The 20,706-nt window shown below is 44.7% G+C and carries 21 protein-coding genes, 1 tRNA gene and 1 other RNA gene; 13 read left to right on the forward strand and 10 right to left on the reverse strand.

Annotated features, from left to right (window positions below; all coding sequences use genetic code 11):
• Positions 1-27 precede the first annotated feature (27 nt).
• The 3 genes from H8S64_RS15590 to H8S64_RS15600 are packed head-to-tail and all read right to left on the reverse strand — an operon-like array spanning position 28 to position 2,741.
• Positions 28-771, reverse strand: a complete 744-nt coding sequence (locus H8S64_RS15590; protein ID WP_099289974.1) for a tRNA threonylcarbamoyladenosine dehydratase — start codon at positions 769-771, stop codon at positions 28-30.
• Entirely contained in the window at positions 771-1,451 is a 681-nt protein-coding gene (locus H8S64_RS15595; protein WP_186977273.1) for a TatD family hydrolase, read from the reverse strand. The genes H8S64_RS15590 and H8S64_RS15595 overlap by 1 nt, the downstream gene beginning before the upstream one ends.
• 3 nt (positions 1,452-1,454) lie before the next feature.
• Positions 1,455-2,741: an L-cysteine desulfidase family protein gene (locus tag H8S64_RS15600; RefSeq protein WP_186977275.1), complete on the reverse strand. Its 1,287-nt coding sequence runs from the start codon at positions 2,739-2,741 to the stop codon at positions 1,455-1,457.
• A gap of 146 nt (positions 2,742-2,887) precedes the next feature.
• Here H8S64_RS15600 and H8S64_RS15605 point away from each other — a divergent pair, with 146 nt between their 5' ends.
• A complete protein-coding gene (locus H8S64_RS15605) occupies positions 2,888-3,418 on the forward strand; it encodes an SPOR domain-containing protein (protein WP_186977277.1) in 531 nt (176 codons plus the stop codon).
• Between the two features lie 49 nt (positions 3,419-3,467).
• Here the strand turns inward: H8S64_RS15605 and H8S64_RS15610 are convergent, their stop codons facing one another.
• On the reverse strand, positions 3,468-4,454 hold the full coding sequence (locus H8S64_RS15610; protein ID WP_186977279.1) for a GSCFA domain-containing protein: 987 nt from the start codon (positions 4,452-4,454) through the stop codon (positions 3,468-3,470).
• 99 nt (positions 4,455-4,553) lie between these two features.
• Between H8S64_RS15610 and H8S64_RS15615 the strand changes: the two genes are divergently transcribed.
• From H8S64_RS15615 to H8S64_RS15625, 3 genes are all read left to right on the forward strand, one after another.
• Positions 4,554-5,108, forward strand: coding sequence for a manganese efflux pump MntP (locus H8S64_RS15615; RefSeq protein WP_186977281.1), 555 nt, complete (start codon positions 4,554-4,556; stop codon positions 5,106-5,108).
• 116 nt (positions 5,109-5,224) lie between these two features.
• Positions 5,225-5,626: a transfer-messenger RNA gene (gene ssrA, locus H8S64_RS15620) on the forward strand.
• Positions 5,627-5,701: 75 nt separating this feature from the next.
• Entirely contained in the window at positions 5,702-5,989 is a 288-nt protein-coding gene (locus H8S64_RS15625; protein ID WP_186977283.1) for a hypothetical protein, read from the forward strand.
• Here H8S64_RS15625 and H8S64_RS15630 read toward each other — a convergent pair.
• A complete protein-coding gene (locus tag H8S64_RS15630) occupies positions 5,982-6,119 on the reverse strand; it encodes a CRISPR-associated endoribonuclease Cas6 (protein ID WP_301332221.1) in 138 nt (45 codons plus the stop codon). The genes H8S64_RS15625 and H8S64_RS15630 overlap by 8 nt on opposite strands.
• Positions 6,120-6,158: 39 nt before the next feature.
• Here H8S64_RS15630 and H8S64_RS15635 point away from each other — a divergent pair, with 39 nt between their 5' ends.
• On the forward strand, positions 6,159-6,542 hold the full coding sequence (locus H8S64_RS15635) for an MmcQ/YjbR family DNA-binding protein (RefSeq protein WP_099289968.1): 384 nt from the start codon (positions 6,159-6,161) through the stop codon (positions 6,540-6,542).
• 44 nt (positions 6,543-6,586) lie between these two features.
• Here the strand turns inward: H8S64_RS15635 and H8S64_RS15640 are convergent, their stop codons facing one another.
• On the reverse strand, positions 6,587-8,062 hold the full coding sequence (locus H8S64_RS15640) for a catalase (protein WP_186977287.1): 1,476 nt from the start codon (positions 8,060-8,062) through the stop codon (positions 6,587-6,589).
• 85 nt (positions 8,063-8,147) lie between these two features.
• Complete coding sequence (locus H8S64_RS15645; RefSeq protein WP_186977289.1) at positions 8,148-8,480, reverse strand: diguanylate cyclase; 333 nt, start codon at positions 8,478-8,480, stop codon at positions 8,148-8,150.
• A gap of 231 nt (positions 8,481-8,711) precedes the next feature.
• On the opposite strand from H8S64_RS15645, the gene H8S64_RS15650 reads away from it, so the two are divergent.
• From H8S64_RS15650 to H8S64_RS15685, 8 genes are all read left to right on the forward strand, one after another.
• Positions 8,712-8,785 (forward strand) — tRNA-Asn (locus H8S64_RS15650).
• Positions 8,786-8,948: 163 nt separating this feature from the next.
• Entirely contained in the window at positions 8,949-10,289 is a 1,341-nt protein-coding gene (locus H8S64_RS15655) for a TolC family protein (protein WP_186977291.1), read from the forward strand.
• Between the two features lie 18 nt (positions 10,290-10,307).
• On the forward strand, positions 10,308-11,465 hold the full coding sequence (locus H8S64_RS15660) for an efflux RND transporter periplasmic adaptor subunit (RefSeq protein ID WP_186977585.1): 1,158 nt from the start codon (positions 10,308-10,310) through the stop codon (positions 11,463-11,465).
• Between the two features lie 14 nt (positions 11,466-11,479).
• Positions 11,480-12,238, forward strand: coding sequence for an ABC transporter ATP-binding protein (locus H8S64_RS15665; RefSeq protein ID WP_186977293.1), 759 nt, complete (start codon positions 11,480-11,482; stop codon positions 12,236-12,238).
• A 98-nt stretch (positions 12,239-12,336) separates the two neighbouring features.
• The gene (locus H8S64_RS15670; protein WP_099289962.1) at positions 12,337-13,557 is read left to right on the forward strand and encodes an ABC transporter permease; all 1,221 of its coding nucleotides are present in this window, start codon (positions 12,337-12,339) and stop codon (positions 13,555-13,557) included.
• Positions 13,558-13,698: 141 nt separating this feature from the next.
• Complete coding sequence (locus tag H8S64_RS15675; RefSeq protein WP_186977295.1) at positions 13,699-14,760, forward strand: sensor histidine kinase; 1,062 nt, start codon at positions 13,699-13,701, stop codon at positions 14,758-14,760.
• Positions 14,761-14,772: 12 nt separating this feature from the next.
• Positions 14,773-15,456 (forward strand): LytR/AlgR family response regulator transcription factor, encoded by a 684-nt coding sequence (locus H8S64_RS15680; protein WP_186977297.1) that lies wholly within the window; start codon positions 14,773-14,775, stop codon positions 15,454-15,456.
• Between the two features lie 150 nt (positions 15,457-15,606).
• The gene (locus H8S64_RS15685; RefSeq protein ID WP_186977299.1) at positions 15,607-16,785 is read left to right on the forward strand and encodes an AIR synthase related protein; all 1,179 of its coding nucleotides are present in this window, start codon (positions 15,607-15,609) and stop codon (positions 16,783-16,785) included.
• Positions 16,786-16,846: 61 nt separating this feature from the next.
• Here the strand turns inward: H8S64_RS15685 and H8S64_RS15690 are convergent, their stop codons facing one another.
• From H8S64_RS15690 to H8S64_RS15700, 3 genes are all read right to left on the reverse strand, one after another.
• On the reverse strand, positions 16,847-17,221 hold the full coding sequence (locus H8S64_RS15690) for a HepT-like ribonuclease domain-containing protein (RefSeq protein ID WP_099289958.1): 375 nt from the start codon (positions 17,219-17,221) through the stop codon (positions 16,847-16,849).
• Entirely contained in the window at positions 17,214-17,507 is a 294-nt protein-coding gene (locus tag H8S64_RS15695) for a nucleotidyltransferase family protein (RefSeq protein ID WP_099290048.1), read from the reverse strand. The genes H8S64_RS15690 and H8S64_RS15695 overlap by 8 nt, the downstream gene beginning before the upstream one ends.
• A 67-nt stretch (positions 17,508-17,574) precedes the next feature.
• Positions 17,575-20,649 carry an AsmA family protein gene (locus H8S64_RS15700; RefSeq protein ID WP_186977300.1) on the reverse strand — a complete coding sequence of 1,025 codons (3,075 nt, stop codon included), beginning with the start codon at positions 20,647-20,649 and terminating at the stop codon, positions 17,575-17,577.
• Between the last annotated feature and the right edge of the window lie 57 nt (positions 20,650-20,706).

Consider the following 20,706-nt stretch of genomic DNA (forward strand, 5'->3'; position numbering starts at 1 on the left):
CCGGGGAATGATCTCCCTAGGACTTCACTAGTTCTTCTTTAGGTCTTCACTAGAAACAGGCTCCGCCAAATCACGGATAACCACCGAAGCACAAAAACACCCGAACACGGGCGGCATGTAAGAAATCGTTCCCACGTTCGATTTCTTATTCTCACTCTCGCTCAATACAATAGCTTCCGGAGCAACTTCCTCTGGCGAGAACACGACCTTCACCCCCTTGTAAACACCCAGCTTATGAAGCCTTTTGCGAAGCATACGGGCAAGATTACAATTATAAGATTTGGAAATATCGGCAATACATACCTGTGTCGGGTCCATTTTTCCCCCGGCACCCATGGAACTCACGATACGATATCCCTTTTGCAGACTATGGTAAATCAGGAAAATCTTGGGAGCTAATGTGTCTATCGCGTCTACCACGTAATCATACTTCGCCATCTCCAATATCTCGATCATCCGATCGTCCTTGATAAAATCATTGATCACGTGAAGCCGGATGTCCGGATTGATATCCCGGAATCGGGCAGCCATGATTTCCGCTTTCGCCTTCCCGATATTACTGTCCAATGCCGGTAACTGCCGATTTTTATTCGTCACGTCTACACTATCACCGTCAATAATCGTCAACTCGCCTATCCCCGCCCGACACAATTGCTCGGCGGCATACGCCCCTACACCACCCAATCCGGCAACCAACACGTGCGCGTTTTTCAACTGTCCCAACCGCTCCTGTCCCAAGAGCAATTCCGTTCTACTCAGCCAATCCATAATTATATCGCAAAAACATTCTTTAGATTATCCCTTGTCACCCTCTTCAATTCCTCCACGGTAAGTCCCAATATACCGGATGCCACGCTGTAAATAACATCAATCCCCACCGTCTTGTCATCATTCTCCAAAAACAACCTGTTCAAAGGAACATGTCGTAACAAATGAAAAGCGTTGGAGCGGTCATTTAAAAGTGCCGTCCCCGCGGAAATATAAAACCCGTGTTCCAACAATTGTCGTAATATCTGTTCGTTATTATTATACCCGTGAATAATCCACGGAATCGAAGATTTCATCTTTTTCCGAATAGCTATCAACTCAGAATACGCCTTTACACAATGAATAATCAGAGGTTTCCGAAACTTTTCGCCCAATTCAACCTGTCTTTCCAACACCCGTTCCTGTTCCTCTATACAAACCGGAGAGCGACGGTCCAAACCGCACTCTCCGATCGCGATAACTCTCCCCGTGCAAAGCATGTCATTTACACACGTCAAAGCATCCTCTCCAATTTCCCCGAGTTTCATCGGATGAACACCTACCGAGTAAAAAACTTCCTGCCCCTCTTCTATCCCCCGTCTTTTCTCGTCTTCAATCCACGCTTTTCCCTCTCCAACATCCAAGACATTGATTCCTTCACCGACATGATGCGTGTGTATATTCACGTACGGGTTCAAATTCAAAAACTATTTTGTTTCCTTGTTGCACATGATGTTCAGGATCGTCTTATCCGTCTCCTCCATTCCCTTGGTTCCAATCAATCCCACGTTACGAATGGTTCGCTCGATATCCTCTTCTACTATCCCGTCATTATTTGTTTTTATACCGTTCATGGATAACAGAGCCGCCTGTACGGCAGCAGATACCCCGGAATAAACTTTCAAGGCACATCCCTGTTTAGCTCCGTCACACATCATTCCGGTCAAGTTGGAACACATCGTTTTGATCGTGTTGACCATATTCTCGTAAGTACCGCCCATCAAGTAAGTGATAGCCGAAGCAGCTCCCGTACCGGCAATCAAAATCCCGCAAAGAGCAGAAAGATGTCCCATGTAATGGTGGATATGCACCGCGATCAGGTTGCTCAATGCCAAGGCGCGAGCCAACTGCTCGCGTGAAGCCCCGAACTTTTCGGCAGCCACCACCACGGGCAAATACACCGTGATCCCCTGATTACCGCTACCGGAATTTGTCATAACCGGTTTCGGGCACCCATCCATACGGGCATCCGACGCTGCCGTCGCACGAATCAATGTGCGGTTCAGCAAATCGTCCTCCAACAATCCCTTATCTATATTCTCTTTCAGCGTCTTACCAATTTGTAAACCGTACTCAGATTGTAACCCCTCGGCAGAAATGGCCTTGTTCATCTCGGCTCCTTGCAAAACAAACTCAATATCTTTCACGTCTACCTCGTGCACGAAATCCCAAATACGTTTCACACTTAACTCCGGTCCCTTATCTTCTTTCTTTGTCGTATCTAACTTAAATTCTCTCTTGAAAAGCTCTTCCCCGTTCTTTTCCACCAGAATGATATTCGTGTGCGTGTGAGCAATAATCACTTTCACCTTATCATTTCCCTTGGTTGCCAATGCCTCGGCGTACAATTTATCCGGGGCATCCATTTTCAGAGAAACCGTAACCTGACTTAACAAATCCTTGGCACGTTGCAGGTTATCCCCCACGTTCACGTCCTTCAATACTTCCAGACCGTACTCGGACTTCCCGCAAACCGCTCCCAAAGCAGCGGCGATAGGAAGACCTACCATTCCGGTTCCGGGAATCCCGACACCCATGCCGTTTTTATAAATATTGCCACTAACCAGTACATCCAAATGCTCGGGCACGCCTCCCAATACCTCTTTACATTTTGCACAAGCCAGAGCACAGGCTACTGGCTCGGTACACCCCAAGGCCGGAACGGCCTCTCTTCTCAATATTTCAATGATTTGTTGATCTGTTACTTGATTCATCTTTTCCTATTTTATTCATGTAGAATGTTTCATATTCACGGCTACAAAAATAGTGTTATTTATCTATTTTTCTACCACAAAAAGACAATTTATACTATCTTTGTCGATTGAAGTCGAATTAGTTGTATCACGATAGACATTTATTCATGAAATCAATACTTGTTATTTTAATATTATTCATTACCCATCAAACTTGGGCACAGACAGACACTATACCCGCGGTGAAACCGGATGTAGACTTTTTCAAACAACTCTCTCAAGCAGACTCTATCACGGGCGGGAAAGTTACGCTCCACGGGGACCCGAAAATCGAACAGCTAATGAAACTGAATCTTTCCGTCAACAGGAAGGAACAGGCTTTCCAAGGCTATCGTATCCAAATATTATCTGTCAGTTCTTATAATACCAACATCGACACGTTGAAAAGTTACACGCAACGATTCGAGGAAGAATTTCCGGATATTCGTGCCTATCTGCAATACACGGATCCCGACTTTAAAATCCGTGTCGGCAACTTCCGTACCCGCATCGAGACTATCCCCGCATTAAAACGTATTCGTAAGAAATATGCCGGGGCTTATCCCGTGAAGACCGTGATCTATTTGAAAGAACTCGCTCCCGTGGTGGAACAAGACACGATTCCGCTGACACCACAAGAACTAATGCCCTCTCTCTAAATCACAGCTACCATCCACGTACCCAAGTGCCATGAAACACGGATAATCATCACTTGCTTACCGAATCTTTCAGTTTTCTTTCTTCTTCACTAAAATCAATTGACGGGAAAGAACGGGAAATCGCTACTATTTCCGTTAGTAAATTCTTTACCAGACGTTGATAATCATTTGACGCCGGATCAAAAGGTCGATGAGCTACCGCCTTGTTTATCCTTCCAATCCGGTTCATCAGTCCCAACACCTCCGGACTGATAAAGCTATACAGGAATCTCTCCCAAGTATAGTCAATCGTGAGGCTGGACATATGCAACATATCATCCGCGTAGAATCGGTAGTCCCTCAACTCGTCCAGCACGATCTCGTAAGCCGGGAAATAATACACGTTATTCAGCTTTTCCCGCAATTGGTCGATTGCCAACAATAAGGTTGCTTTACTCAACTGGTTTCCATGCGCCCCATCTTTCCAGTGCCGAATAGGACTCACGGTAAACAATACCCGCATTCCGGGATTCACCTTCTGCAAACTCCCGATCAATTCCGTGTACTCTTTCACGATCTCTTCCACGTTCAACCGATAACGCTCGAAATCCTGCGAGGGGATCTTGTGACAATTCGATACGACCACGTCTTTTCCCGTGTGTCGGTATACCCATGCCGTTCCCCACGTGATCACCAGTAAATCCACGGAGCGAATCTCTTCAGTGGCACGAGCCAACCGACGGTTAATCTTATCCAGACACTCCTCTTGATCTGTCGAAGAAAAAGCCCCGTGGTGGAACAAACTCACCCACTTATCCCCGACCTGCATCAAATCTTCCTTCCCGAATTTCTTCCCCTCCACGATCAAACGGAGCACATTAGCTACCGATCGCGGATTATAAACAATCCCGCAAGGATTCACATCAACATCAAATTTGTAATATGAAAACTTACCTCCCATATTCTCCGCGAAACACGATCCCAACATCATCAATTTGGAACTGTAATCTATCATAAAATCGGGTGCCGTAATATTAACCTTCGTCTGCAAATTCATATCTATTCTTATTATAAATAAACTCTCCTTATCTACAAAGTTACATTTTTTGCGCTTAATTTCGCCATCATTTTTATACTTTTGTCAAAAATTTCATGCATGGGTATTATCTCCGTATTAATGATCGCCTTAGGGTTGGCAATGGATAGCCTCGCTGTAAGTATCAGCGGGGGGATCGTTATGCAACCGTTTCGCATGAATCAATCATTACGCCTTGCCTTCACCATGGGAATATTTCAAGGAGGCATGACCTTACTCGGTTGGTTGCTCGGGGTTAGCTTCAGCTCGTACATCACCTCTTTCGACCATTGGATTGCCTTTGTATTGCTTGGTTTTCTGGGAGGCAAAATGATTTACGAATCATTCGAGGAAGAGGAAACAACCATCTCGTCTTTTTCCAACAAAACTCTTATCACCCTTGGCATTGCCACCAGCATTGATGCGCTAGCTGTCGGCGTCAGTATGGCATTCCTGAAAACAAGTATTTATTTCCCCGCTTTCATAATCGCCCTTGTCACCTTCACCCTTTCTTTGCTTGGGGTTATCTGCGGATATCGTTTCGGCAAGATCAAAGGCATCAACGTCGAACTTCTCGGTGGCATCATCCTCATCGCCATCGGTATCAAAATCCTCGTGGAACACTTGACGGAGTAAGGAATTTATGATTCATGATTTACGATTTATGATTTAGTGATCGTCGGAAAGAAATTATTTTCAATTTTCAACTTTCAATTTTCAATTATTTCCTATCTTTGTACCTGCATACCGAAGGGGCAGACGTGGATTTGACAGCATGATGAATAGGTATGTAAGCATGTCGGGCGTAGTGAAGCCGGCCCGTTAATCCCGGACGCAAAATTTTAATTGGCGAAAGAAATTACGCTCTTGCTGCCTAATCGAATCACAGTAGATTGAGGCTTAATCTCCGCTCAAGGTAGTGGAGACAGGACATCCCGCTGGCGGTCCCACCTTGTGCCAACCAGCATCCGGGGTGCAGGCAATACGAGGTTAGTCAACGTCTTGCTTCGCGACGCTGATGAAACTTTAGAAGCTAAGGTATAGTTTGGGTGCTTTTTTCCGGGCTATATTCGAAAACCAACAAAAAGCTAAGCATGTAGAAAGCATATTGATTCCGTGTTTGGACCGGGGTTCGATTCCCCGCTGCTCCACCCTTTCAAGAAAAACGACCATTTGTAGGTCGTTTTTTCGTTTACTATGATTACATTTGTCTTCCAAAACATTCATGTATGGAACCTTCAAAAACTGCCATCAAAAAAGCGTTGATTGCCGGTATTATTTCCGGCATACTCTCTATTGTGGCATTCTTCACCTTTCGCTTCTCTATTGAAAGCCTAACTTTTTTATTGGCCAATTGCGTATTGGTTCCCCTTCTGGCCATTAGCATTCCCCCGCTCGTGAACACGATTCGAGAGGATAGGGATTACCACATGTCTGCTTTTATCGGCTCTCTCTTCTTGTTTCTTATTCTAATTACGATTACACTATTTATCTTATTTATATACTATCTCAAATAGATTCCCGATAGATCAACACCTCGATATACTCGAAACTTTGGCTATCGCTCCGTCCCAAGCCGGCATAATATGCCATTTTCAACAATCCGGGTTCTCCCGTGAGTTCGAGTTGGCACATGTAACCTTTCAATAAAAATCTTTATCTTTGTTCCCGAGCAACACGACAAATATGAATATTGAAGAATTTAGAGAATTGTGTCTTTCTTTCCCACACACGACGGAAGAATTTCCGTTTGACGAAACGACGTTGGTATTCAAGGTGTTCAATAAAATGTTCACGTACGCAGATATCATGCCCTTCGAAACAATCGCCTTGAAATGTGATCCGGACCGGGCTATCGAACTACGGGAAAAATACCCGGAAATCACCCCCGCTTATCACTCCAACAAAAAACATTGGAACGGTGTCTACATGCACGGTAGTCTTTCCGACAAGTTTATCGAGGAACTCGTCGAACATTCTTACAGGGAAGTAATAAAGAAACTACCCAAAAGTTTCGTGCAGAAGAACTTTCCGGAATTCTCTTTGACAGAGTCCAATAGAAAGAGTTAGCGAGAGTGACTTTTAGGTCACCCTCGTACAGAATAAATCAATTATTATTCTTGCTGTTGGCGTTTCACCTCGGCAAGTACATCGTTCATATTTAATCCCGCGGCTTCGGCAATACCTTTACCGCAACGTTCATCTGCTTGATAAAAGCGAGCAGCTACCCGGACTTTAATATTCACGGGAACACCCTCCATAGCTGTAGCCACGTTCGTGTGTATCCGTTTCTTTTCATCCTCGGGTACCAAGCGATACAAATCTCCCGGTTGGGTGTAGTAATCTTTATCTTGCTTGTAATGATCCCCCTTACCCTCAATATCAAAAGCCGGTTGATTGTATTTATTATCATCCACGGGACCACCAAAGCTATTCGGTTCGTAATTCACGTCCCCGCCGTTATTGCCATCAACCCGCATATGCCCGTCACGATGATAATTATGCACGGGACAACGAGGTGTATTTACCGGAATCGAATCAGCATTGACACCCAAACGGTAACGATGAGCATCCCCGTACGCGAACAAACGCCCCTGTAACATTTTATCCGGCGAAAACGATATTCCCGGAACAACATTAGCCGGGTTGAAAGCCGACTGCTCCACGTCCGCGAAATAATTCTCCGGATTACGATTCAACTCGATAATTCCGACCTCAATCAACGGGTAATCTTTATGACTCCACACCTTAGTTAAATCAAAAGGATTGAAACGATAGGTTTTAGCATCTTCCTCCGGCATAATCTGAACGCACATTTTCCATTTCGGGAAATTTCCTTTCTCGATATTCTCGAACAAATCCCGCTGCGAATGTTCCCGGTCTTTTGCCACGATTTGCTCTGCCTCCTCGTTCGTGAAATTGGCGATACCTTGCATGCAACGCAAATGGAATTTCACCCAATGACGTTCATTCTTGGCATTATAGAAACTAAATGTATGACTACCGAATCCATGCATATGCCGCAGATCTTGGGGAATACCCCGGTCGCTCATCAAAATCATCACTTGATGCAACGATTCCGGCGAAAGACTCCAGAAATCCCACATGGCAGTGTTACTCCTCAAGTTCGTCTTCGGATCACGCTTTTGCGTGTGAATAAAGTCGGGGAATTTCAAAGGATCACGAATAAAGAAAACAGGTGTGTTATTGCCCACCAAATCCCAGTTGCCCTCATCCGTGTAAAACTTCATGGCAAAACCCCGTACATCCCGTTCGGTATCCGCGGCTCCTCTCTCTCCCGCTACCGTGGAAAAACGCATAAAAACGTCGGTCTTTTTACCTACTTGGGCAAAAATGCTCGCTTTCGTGTATCGAGTGATATCATTTGTTACCGTGAAAGTTCCGAAAGCCCCGCTTCCTTTAGCATGCACGATTCGTTCCGGAATACGTTCCCGGTTAAAATGCCCCAACTTTTCCAGCAGCCACACATTTTGCAACAATGCCGGACCGTGAGGACCAGCCGATTGAATATTTTGGTTATCACCGACCGGCGCTCCGGCTTCCGTCGTAAGTTTTTTCTTTTGTTCCATAGTTCTATAGGTATTATCGTTATTTATAGTTATAAAGTGTATACCTATAAAACCATTAAAATGTTTTACAAATCGAAGATAAATATTATTCTATTTTCGGTTTCCGGATATAGTGCGGCATTTCAAACGGTATCTCCAAAGAGAATTCTACCAATCCCATGAACTCCCCGTTCTCGTACCACGGTGTCTGATAAATCAATTTCTTCACCCCACCCTTCTCTATCGTGTACGCGTTCGTGGCATGTTGTTCCATCAACTCGCCCAACTTCGTCCGTGCAGGTTCCGGATGACAATCAAACACGTTTTGCCCCACCAGATTACCGTGGTTTGTTTTCTGGGATTTCTCATTCATCTGAAGTATCTTACCTTCTTTATCGCATACCGTGACCGCCACGTTCAATTCTTTCATGTAATCCATAGCTGTTATATTTTTGATTGATTCCGCAAATCTACAACTTTTCGCAGCTTTACACGCTTAAAAGCGCAAGTATTCTTATTTTGAAAGTTTTTTTTCAAAAGCTATTTTATTGATTATAACGGATATCGTTATACAGGCTGCATTTTATTTACATTTTGGGCATATTTTTTTGCCGAAATATTTTGCAAATTCCCCGGAAGGCTCTATATTTGCACCACGATTTGAGAAAATTCCTTAGTAGCTCAGTTGGTTAGAGCGGCGGACTGTTAATCCGTAGGTCGTAGGTTCAAGTCCTACCTGAGGAGCTAGCAAAGCCCACAATGTTGTTGTGGGCTTTTTTCTTTACGTGCAATTCCATTCGTCGATAAAATATCCCTTTTTGTCGAGTCGCTTTCCCCGAACATCTAAATGATTTGTAAGCCTTTGTCGGATGCTTTATGTTTGCATCAAACAAAATGAACAAAGGCTATGAACAAAATAAGACGTACTTACATTGCAACCATCCTTTTTATAATCATTCCGTCCTTAGTGGGTTTTTCTCAAGAAGAAAAGCCCACTTCTTCATGGACTCTCAAGGATTGTATTGATTATGCCCGGAAAAATAACATCCAAGTACAATCGGCACGAGTAAGCCAAAAAAGCAGTAACGTGGATTTATTGGAAGCCAAAGCCCAACTCTTCCCCTCTCTCACGTTCAGCAGTTCTCAAGGCTGGGGACACCAGAAGATAGAACAAAGCGACGGTAAATTCAAATCACAAAGCGCATACACGGGCAGTTACACGCTAAACAGCGGGTTGACACTGTACAACGGGGGAAAATTAACCCGTTCCATACGCAAACAGGAAATGACAAATGAAGCTCAAGAATATCAAGTAAATATGGCGGAAAATGATATCGAGATTGCCGTTACCGAGGCTTATTTACAAATACTTTACGCGAACGAATCATTAAAGACAAACCGTCAGAATCTGGAAACCTCGGAAGCACAACTAGCCCGCTCCAAAGAATTACTGGATGCCGGTTCCATTGCCATCAGCGACTTCGCGCAGATTGAAGCACAAAACAGTAACGATAAATATAGCGTGACCATGGCAGAGAACACGCTTGCTCTAAATAAATTACAACTGAAACAAATTCTCGAACTGGAACCGAATGACAGCTTCGATATATACTTCCCGGAACTGGACAGTACACAAGTCCTCAGCCTTGTCCCTTCATTGAGCGAGGTTTATCGGGTTGCCCTTGAAACAATGCCTGAGATGAAAAACAGTCAATTGAACGTGGAAGCCTCCCAATTGAATGAAAAAATAGCAGCCGGCGATCGTTTACCGAGTGTTACTTTCAGCGCATCTGTTTCCACGAACCATGATTCCGAATCGAATCATTCTTTTTCAAAACAAATAAATAACCGATTGAACGAGAATTTGGGGATTAACGTAAGTATCCCCATTTCTCGAAACCGCCAAACGAAATCGGCAGTGGAAAAAGCAAAGCTACAAACCGAAACGGCTCAACTGGAGGAACTGAATACCCGCAAAGAACTATGGAAAACGATAGAAACACTGCACCAGAACGTGACAGCTTCGCAAAGCCGTTATCTCGCGGCAACAAACAGTGTCAAGTCCGCCACGATGAGCTACAACCTCGTGCAGGAACAGTTTAACGAAGGCATGAAGAACACGGTAGAGTTACTCACGGAAAAGAACAACTATCTCTCCGCTCTGCAAGAACAGATTCAAGCGAAATTCGAAGCTATTCTTTCGCTCAAACTGTTGAACTTCTACCGGAATCAACCCATCGAATTATAGTATAAAATATTAACAATAATCAGAATGAAAAAGATTGTAACCATAATCATTGTCCTTGCAGTCATTGTAGGAGCCTTTTTCTTCTTCCGCTCGGGAGATAAAAAAGCCGTAACGTACGAAACCGTCGAATTGAAAAGAGGAGCTATCAATAATACAGTCACCGCCACGGGAACTATTGAACCTATTACCAAAGTAGACGTGGGTACACAAGTTTCCGGAACAATTTCACGCATTTACGCAGATTATAATTCAGTAGTAAAGAAAGGGCAACTGCTAGCCGAACTTGACAGAAAATTGCTGGAGGCAGAATTAAAATCCGAGATGGCGAACTTGAAGTCTAGCAAAAACTCGTATGAATACCAGCAAAAGAATTACAAACGCCTCAAACAATTGCACGAGAAGAGATTAATCAGTGACACGGAATTCGAGGAAGCCGAATATCAATACGAGAATGCAAAACAGACTTACGAGAAAGCGCAAGCTACCTTGGTTAAAGCCCAATCGAATCTCGAATACGCTACAATTTACTCTCCCATTGACGGGGTGGTACTATCGAGAGAAGTAGAAGAAGGACAAACCGTTGCCGCCAGCTTCGAAACGCCAACCATGTTCACGATTGCCAACGACTTGCGCAAGATGCAGGTAATCGCCAACGTGGACGAGGCCGACATCGGTCAAGTAATAGAAGGACAACGCGTAACATTTACCGTGGACGCATTCCCGGAAGATACGTTCGAGGGCGATGTGACACAAGTACGCCTGAACCCGACGACCGAGTCAAACGTGGTTACTTACGAAGTTGTCATTGATGCACCGAACCCGGACTTGAAGCTGAAACCGGGATTAACGGCAAACATTACCGTGTACACGATGGAAAAAGACAATATTTTGCTTGCCCCGCTGAAAGCATTCCGCTTCACGCCGGAAGCCATGCAAGCACCGGAAGCCGGAAGAGGAGAAAAAACGGTATGGCTACTGACAGCAGAAGGCATTGTCCCGAAAGTCATTAAAACGGGGGTAAGCGACGGTATTTACATGGAGGTAAAAGAAGGAATACAGGAAGGAGCTCGCATGGTAGTCGGAATACAACGCGCACGTGCAGCCTCGGCATCCGGCGATAACGGCGGAGAATCCAACCCGTTCATGCCGCCCCGTCCCGGACAAAAAAGAAAATAAGTAAAACAAAAGACATGACAAACGATATCATAAAAATAGAGAACCTGAGGAGGGATTTTACGGTCGGTTCAGAAGTTGTACACGCCTTACGCGGTGTATCATTCTCCATCCAACCGGGGGAATTCGTAACGATAATGGGTACCAGTGGCTCCGGGAAATCCACTCTGCTCAATATCCTCGGATGCCTTGATACCCCTACCTCGGGTGACTATTACCTTGACGGGATCGCCGTCAGGGACATGGGGAAAAATGATCGTGCCACATTACGCAATCGCAAGATAGGTTTCGTGTTCCAATCTTACAACTTACTCCCGAAAACGACAGCCTTGGAAAACGTGGAACTCCCGTTGCTCTACAATCCGACCTTTTCTGCCAAAGAGCGCAAGGAAAAAGCCATGCAAGCACTGGCAGAAGTAAGTTTGAGCGACCGGGTAAACCATCGTTCCAACCAGATGTCCGGGGGACAACAGCAGCGTGTTGCCATCGCACGGGCAATCGTGAACGATCCGGTAATCCTGCTTGCAGACGAAGCGACCGGGAACCTCGACACGAGAACCTCTTTCGAGATCCTCACGCTTTTCCAACGGTTACATTCGGAGGGACGAACCATTATATTCGTTACCCATAACCCGGAAATAGCACAATTCAGTAGCCGGAACATCGTGTTGCGGGACGGACATATCACGGAAGACACCATCAACCCGAATGTCGCTTCTGCCAAGGAAGCACTGGCAGCGCTACCGAAAGAGAACGACGAAACAATTGAAAACTAACTAATTTAAGATTTATGAATCACGATTTACGATTAATAAAAACATTGGTCATCTAATCTAAAATCATAAATCTCAAATCTTAAATCATAAACGGATACATGAATTACGGAAATTTAATACGAATCGCATTACGAGCCCTTGCTAATAACAAGTTCAGGGGATTCCTTACCATGTTGGGAATCATCATCGGGGTAGCATCCGTGATCTCCATGTTGGCTATCGGTCAAGGCTCAAAACGTAGTATTCGTGAACAAATATCGGAAATGGGTTCCAACATGATCATGGTACATCCCGGTAACGGTCGCTTCGGGGGTGTACGTCAAAGCGCCAGCAGTATGCAAACGCTGAAAATGGAAGATTATGAAGCCATTGTACGGGAAGTTGAATTGATTGATAAATGTACCCCTTCCGTGAACTCCAGCGGTCAAGTTATCTACGGCGCCAACAACGCCCCGACCTCAATCTACGGGGTAAACCAAGATTATCTCGACATTCGGAAATTCAGTGTCGGAGAGGGTGAAATGTTCACGGATCATGACATCAAAACATCTGCCAAAGTTTGCATCGTGGGGCAAACCGTCGTCGACAACCTTTTCACCAAGGGCGAAGAACCGCTCGGCAAAACCATTCGGTTCAACAAAACCCCATTCCGTATTATCGGCGTATTGGCACCCAAGGGATACAATTCCATGGGACAAGATCAAGACGATATGATTATCGCTCCTTATACCACTATACAGAAACGATTACTGGCAATCACTTATATTCAAGGAATATATGCATCCGCGGTCACGGAAGAAGACTCGCAAGAGGCAATAGAAGAAATATCAGCTATCCTGCGGCAGAATCACAAGATTGCCGCGGGAGCCGAAGATGACTTCAACGTGCGCTCGCAAGAGGAACTAAGTTCCATGATGAGTACCACGACCGATCTTATGACCGTGCTATTGGCTTGTATCGCAGGAATATCCCTGCTGGTAGGTGGTATCGGTATCATGAACATCATGTACGTTTCCGTCACGGAACGAACCCGGGAGATCGGACTCCGTATGTCTATCGGGGCAAAGGGACGCCATATCTTGTTTCAGTTCCTTATCGAGGCTGTGATTATCAGCATCACGGGCGGACTCATCGGGGTTGTTCTCGGCATAGGCTCTTCTTTAGTTATTAAATACGTGATCGGGTGGCCTGTATACATCCAATTATATTCGGTAGTACTCTCCTTTCTGGTTTGTACCGTTACCGGTATATTCTTCGGGTGGTATCCGGCACAAAAGGCATCCCGCCTCAACCCGATTGACGCCATACGGTACGAATAAAGTTGGTAAAACAACTTTATTCGTTCGCCCGCGGCGAGTTGCAGGTTCTTTCAAACAATATAAACTTTAAAAACTTTATGAACTTTATAAACCTTATAAACTCTAATTTTTCTACCTTTGCAGACAACCAACAATAATATAATGCCCAAGAGGATCAACAAGAACGTGTTACAAATCGCAATCCACGTGATTGGATGGGGTATATTTTTTACCCTCCCTTTCTTCATGTATCGCGGGGAACAAGCTATTACCCTAAACCGATACCTCGGGTATTGTTTTATGCCGCTTTCCTGCCTAATTATCTTCTACATTAATTACGGCAAACTGATAGATTGCTTGCTATTCCGCAGAAAGATTGTACAATTCATATTGACAAATCTATTGTTTATCATACTTCTAGGCATTTTACTCCATAGTTGGCAGAACTTCCACCGGGTACACTTGAGCGAACCCATGCCGGAAAACTTGAAAGCCCTCAAAGATGCACTGCCCAAACCGCCGGTATTGCTTTTCATCAGTCGCGACATACTACTCATGGGACTCACCGTGGGACTTAGCGTGGCGATTAAAATGACAAGCGGTTGGTATAAAACGGAAGGCGAAAAACAAGAACTTCAAAAAGCACAAGCGGAGGCTGAATTACAAAATCTAAAAAGCCAACTCAACCCGCATTTCTTATTCAACACGTTGAATAACATCTATTCTTTGATTGCAATCAATCAAGACAAAGCACAATACGCCGTACAAGATTTAAGCAAGATGCTTCGCCACGTGCTATACGAAAATAACGACAATCTGGTCTCTTTAGATCGGGAATTTGATTTTATGCGGAGTTATATCAAATTAATGAGCTTACGCCTCTCGAGAACCACCCATCTGGATGTTTCCATTCCCGAAACCGGAAATGGTGCCATGATAGCCCCATTGCTTTTTATCCCGCTGATAGAAAATGCATTCAAACACGGGGTCAGCAACACGCAGGACTCGTTTATACATATACAATTGGAATTGCACCAAGACCATTGGCTACATTGCCTCGTCGCGAACAGCAATTTTCCCAAGAAAGATAACGATCGCAGCGGCTCCGGCATAGGAATAAAAAATTTGAAACGCCGGTTGGAATTACTTTACCCGGGTAATTTCCTGTTTTCCACCCGCACGGAAGACGACCGCTTCATCGCGGAACTGAATATTCACCTCTAAACACAAACTCTCATGACACTAAACTGCCTGATCGTAGATGACGAGCCTCTGGCTCTCGAATTACTGGAAAGTTATGTGAGTCGTACCCCTTTCCTGCATCTTGTAGACCGGTGTGACAGTGCCATCAAAGCCTTGTCCGTCGTTGAAGAAACCCCGGTAGACTTGATATTTCTGGATATACAGATGCCGGAACTGAACGGACTGGAACTCTCCCGACTGGTAGGAAATAAAGTAAAAATCATATTCACCACGGCATTCGAACAGTACGCCATCGAAGGCTTTCGTGTAGATGCTCTGGATTATTTGCTGAAACCGTTCAATTACTCGGAATTTCTGCGGGCAGCCACCAAAGCATTGCGCACCCACCCCGCCCCGGAATCTATTTTCGTGAAAAGCGATTACAAACTCGTCCAAGTTCAATTAAAAGATATACTCTACATCGAGGGATTGAAAGATTATATCCGCATCCAAACCGAAGACGGACAAGGTATCCTTACCTTGATGAGCATGAAATCTATCGAAGATTTCCTGCCTGCCGATACTTTCGTCCGGGTACATCGTTCGTATATTGTCAACATGAACAAAATCAAAACGATCGAACGCAACCGTATCATTTTCGGTAAAGTCTATATCCCGATATCGGACTCCTACAAAGACCGCTTCACGGAATTGCTCAACAAACGAGCAATTAATTGAAAATTGAAAATTGAAAATTGAAAATTATACCTAACTTTGCAAACAAAATAATTTAGAAGCATAAAATTTAGAAAACTGAAAATTTAGAATATACCGGATTCTATTCAAATCCATTTTCAATTTTCAATTTTCAATTTTCAATTGTATCGCATGAGAAAAGACGAAAGGTATAATCAACGGGGTGTATCTGCATCCAAAGAAGACGTTCACAACGCCATCAAAAACATTGACAAGGGAATATTCCCGAAAGCTTTTTGCAAGATCATCCCGGACTATTTAGGGGGTCAGAAAAGTTATTGCAACATCATGCACGCCGACGGCGCGGGTACCAAATCATCACTGGCATACATGTATTGGAAAGAAACCGGTGATCTTTCCGTGTGGAAAGGTATCGCGCAAGATGCACTCATCATGAATATTGACGACCTCATTTGCGTGGGTGCGGTAGATAACATTCTACTCTCTTCCACTATCGGACGCAATAAACGGCTGATTCCGGGCAAAGTCATCGCAGCTATCATCAACGGCACGGAAGAATTGATAGAAGAATACCGCAAATTAGGCGTGAACATCTACTCTACCGGGGGAGAAACAGCCGATGTGGGCGATCTCGTGCGTACGATTATCGTGGACTCCACGGTCACTTGTCGCATGAAACGTTCCGACGTGATTTCCAACGACCATATTCAAACAGGCGATGTAATTATCGGTCTGGCATCCTACGGGCAGGCAACCTACGAAACCGAATACAACGGCGGAATGGGTTCCAACGGCTTGACCTCCGCGCGTCATGACGTGTTCGCCAAATACCTAGCGCAAAAATACCCGGAGAGTTATGACAACTCTCTACCCGAAGACCTCGTGTATTCCGGTGGGTGCAAATTAACCGACAAGATTGCCGATTTGGGTATTGATGCCGGGAAACTGGTATTATCCCCGACACGCACCTACATCCCTGTTATTAAACAAGTTCTTGACAAATACCGGAAACAAATTCACGGTATGGTACACTGCTCCGGCGGTGCCCAAACCAAAGTGATGAACTTCGTGGAAAATCTGCATATTGTAAAAGACAATATGTTCCCTGTACCTCCTCTCTTCAAATTGATTCAGGAACAATCCGGCACCCCGTGGGAAGAAATGTACAAAGTGTTCAACATGGGACACCGCATGGAAATCTACGTGAACGAAGAGATCGCGGAAGACATCATCGCCATATCCAAAAGTTTCAATATTGACGCCCGGATCGTCGGTCGCTGCTACGACAACGACGAGGGACAAGGTAATAAGCTCACGATTATCAGCGAACTCGGGAAGTTCATATACTGACCGTGGGTTTCATTCTTAAACATCATATATATAAAAAAGGATGCTCTCGGGCATCCTTTTTCTATTTTTCAGATAAATCTTTTCGTATCTGCTTTAATGAACTCATTAATAAAGGAATATTTTCTTGTATCGTATTAAAAATAACATCAGCATCAACCTCAAAATAATGATGCACAATTATATCACGCATTCCCATTACTTCTCGCCACGGAATTTGGGGATAATGAACAAGCAAACTTCCGGTTGTCACTTTATCCAAGTTTTTAACACTTTCTCCTATCGCTATCAATTTCATACAGATACTATCTAATAACAATGTACCTGCCGATGAATCCAAGAAATCATTTACACAATGAATTGCCACTGTTCTCTGCTGAATAATTTCCACAGATTCTATGATTTTATCCAGCAAGTGCAAAACCTTTACATCATACATAAATAGCTTCCTTTTGAATATTTTGCTTCAATACCTCATCCATTCTTTCACGCACACGCACCAAGTCAACGGGACGTCCTAACAAAGCCTCCAGCTCATACTTGATACGAGCTAATGTAAATAAAGTCGGAGCATCTCCTTCAAAGCAAATATCAATATCACTTGTTTCAGTCTGTTCACCACGAGCCACACTACCGAATATTCCCATTCGTGTGATGCGATAAACAGAAGCATGCGTCCTCATATAATCGGACAACAACTGCAAATATTCACTTATTGACTTCATAATCATTACAAACTTGTATCAACAAATATACGAATTATTCTCCTGTAAACATATTCGTCTAATTATTTTATTTTCTCGCTGCCTGTAATATCTCCTGTATCCGGTTGCGGACGTTAATTTGCGCACTATCCACTTTCGCTCTACGGGAAGGGATAAACAGGTTCTTATACTTAGCTTTTGTTATCTTGAATTTCATCTTCTCCATGGAACCGAGAATATCCACGCCCAGTTTAAACGGTACGGGAGATTTCAAAACAGAAATATGATAGTTAAAAGTCATATCTATTTTATGCTCACCCCCAACGGCTACCTTGTACCGATCCATCTCGACCATAAACGGGAAAATCTCTATCGTGCTATTTCTGATTGCGAAATCAACCGAAACACTATCAATCAAATTGCGTTCCTTATTCTTGAACATCATCATTTTCGATATCTCGGCAAACGTTTCCCCGTCCATCAGCACCAAGTCCTGCCCGTCGATATGAGCGACAGCCCGCAAAGTCGGTATATCAATCATCATCGAAGAATCCATCTCCGTTTCCGCCGCCATGTGGAAATCCACCAACCCGTCAAAAGACCTCAACATCGGCACGATAGAATCCAGTGAAGGCATAAAATCAATCAGAGCCCCCACGTGTATATCGTCCAGTTGAAGATCAAACCCGGCATAAGCCCTCTCCGGCGAAGACGCCCGGTACAACATGCTCGTCCTCACGTCCGCCGCCATAGAACGCATCCTTAAATCGGACAGCTCTATACATTGATTTTTCATGTTCACCTCTCCATGAATACTATCCAAAACCAATTTCCCGTACAGCACACGATTAATATCCGTCTCGAACGTGAAATCTATTCCCTGCGGAACCACGAATACCGACATCGTTGAATCTGCCACGTAAGTTGAATCTGCCGCCAGATCAACATCTGACAACTCATCCTCGCTCAATTCCTCATCCATCCCCCACTTCATATTTGCCCGGTTTGCCTCCCCGACTTCCATCGCTTTCATCAATTGATTGCAATCAATCATCTTTGATTTCACTTTCAATTTCGCTTCCAATTCCTCTTGCCGCAAGAACGCTCCGGCAAGATTATACACCTCCCCGGTCAACAACAAATCGGACTTACCCATTCTCAGCCTTGCCCCGTTCAATTTAACATGCCCCGGTTTCAAAGTAATCTTCGTTCCGGGCATCCTCATGCGCAACGGGAACAACGGCGTATATACCCGCATATCTTTAAATCCGATTATCCCCTCCACGTTCCACGGTCGCTCGTCTTTTTTACCCGGAACGGCGGACAAATCAAATCCGGCAAAAGCCAATCGTAACCGATTTCCCTTGGCACGTATGCGCAAGCTATCCATATCTACCCGTGCCTTCACCAACGGCAGTTTTTTATTCTCCGGCGAAGGAGCCAGAGCCACACTCGCTTTACTATTTCCCATCCGGAAACGCACGGAATCCCCCACCGTCAAATCAATCCAGCCGAATTTGACATCCGCCGACATGGATGCAACAGCCGAGGTATCTCTCAACGGAGAAGTTTTCACCTTCACGTAAGAAGTATCCATGTGAAATACCAATGCTTCCTTCCACTTGATATCCACGCTGTCAAAACCGAATATTCCGTTCAGCAAATTCTTTCCCTGCATGATTGTCGTATCTTCCATATTCGTCCCGAATCCCAACCCCACGGATTTCGAACGCAGGGACAAACTATCTTTTTCGCTTGCCAGCAACACGTCACGCAAACGACAACCGCCCCGGATATCCAACTTCCCGTAATTCTTATTCTTTACATCCGCCAACAGAATATGGGTTCTCAAAGCCGCGCTCAAACTCCCCTTCATAGTCACGCCCTCCTCCAACGGGAATATCTTGGGTAATATCGAAAAATTCACATCCGCTTTCACTTTCGCGTCTACCTTGGGATTCGTGATCAACTCGTCCACCCGTCCCTCGATATCCACATCCACGTCCGTTCCTTTCACGCGCAAACGGTTCAATTTCACGTATGAAGCCTGCTCTTTCTGCAAATCAATCAACCCCTCCATATCAACATCCAATTTCTCCAAAGCGTACGGCATCCCGGCATATTTTGCCGCCCCGTCCCGTACCCGGAAACGGGCTTCCAGTACAGGCACCCGGTCTTTCCCGTAAATACCCTTCAATGTTCCTTTGCATGAAACCTCCCCGGCAACTTCCACCCTATCGTCCCGCTTCAATATGGTTTCCGGTACCAAATCGAGAATCGTTTTCAATGACGGGATTTTTACCCCGAAAGTCAAATCTACCACCAACTGCCGCCTTACCGTATCGCCTCGCAACTGTCCCCCGACACCGAATTTTATCCCGTTCACGTTCATCACCGCCCTGTCCAACGTGTACAATAAAGAATCCCGGTCCACGTGCATCCCGGTCTGAACGCCAAAAGCCAATCGTTTGACCAATAAATCCCCCTCTTGCCACAACAATACATTCTTGGCTTTCATTCCTAACTGCAAATTGGCCTTACGCCCCGTGAAATCACCATCAATCTTTAAGCCGAAACCTTCCGCGCGGGCATAAAGCCGATTCGCCCGGTCGTCAAACACCAAATAACCGTCCTCCACACGAATATTCTTGATATCAATACCCTCGAATAACTTTTCCGACTCGGTATCCGATTCCACTGACAATGTATCAGCCGACTCCGACCGCATAACATTCCAAGCGGGAATCCCGTCGCTATTAATATAGGCATATATACGGGGTTTCTCTATCCGCAATTCTTTCACCACGATATCTTTCTTCGCGAGATATACCATCGGGTTTATCGTCAAAAGACAACGCTCGAAACTCATCAAAGAATCCGTTTTCGAGTAAACATTTTCCCCGTTAATCGTGTCTTGAAATACCTTCGTCACGACACTCCCGTTTCGTATCTCCAACCCGAAATTCGGGAACGTGGAAAAGAATGTCAATTCAATCGAATCAAAATGCACCTCCGCATCCAGCAACTCGTTCGCGGTTCTCTCCACCACGGGGGTCAATTTCTCCGGGGTAAAAATGAAATTCAACACGATACCGACCGCCGTACAAACCAACACTACAATAACCAGCACCGTTATTAAAAAATACTTCAAAAAACGCCACATAACAATTGAAAATTAAAAATTGAAAATGAATCACTAAACCGCCAGTCACGGAATCAC

The organism is Butyricimonas hominis (assembly GCF_014287455.1).
Taxonomy (GTDB): Bacteria; Bacteroidota; Bacteroidia; order Bacteroidales; family Marinifilaceae; genus Butyricimonas; species Butyricimonas muris.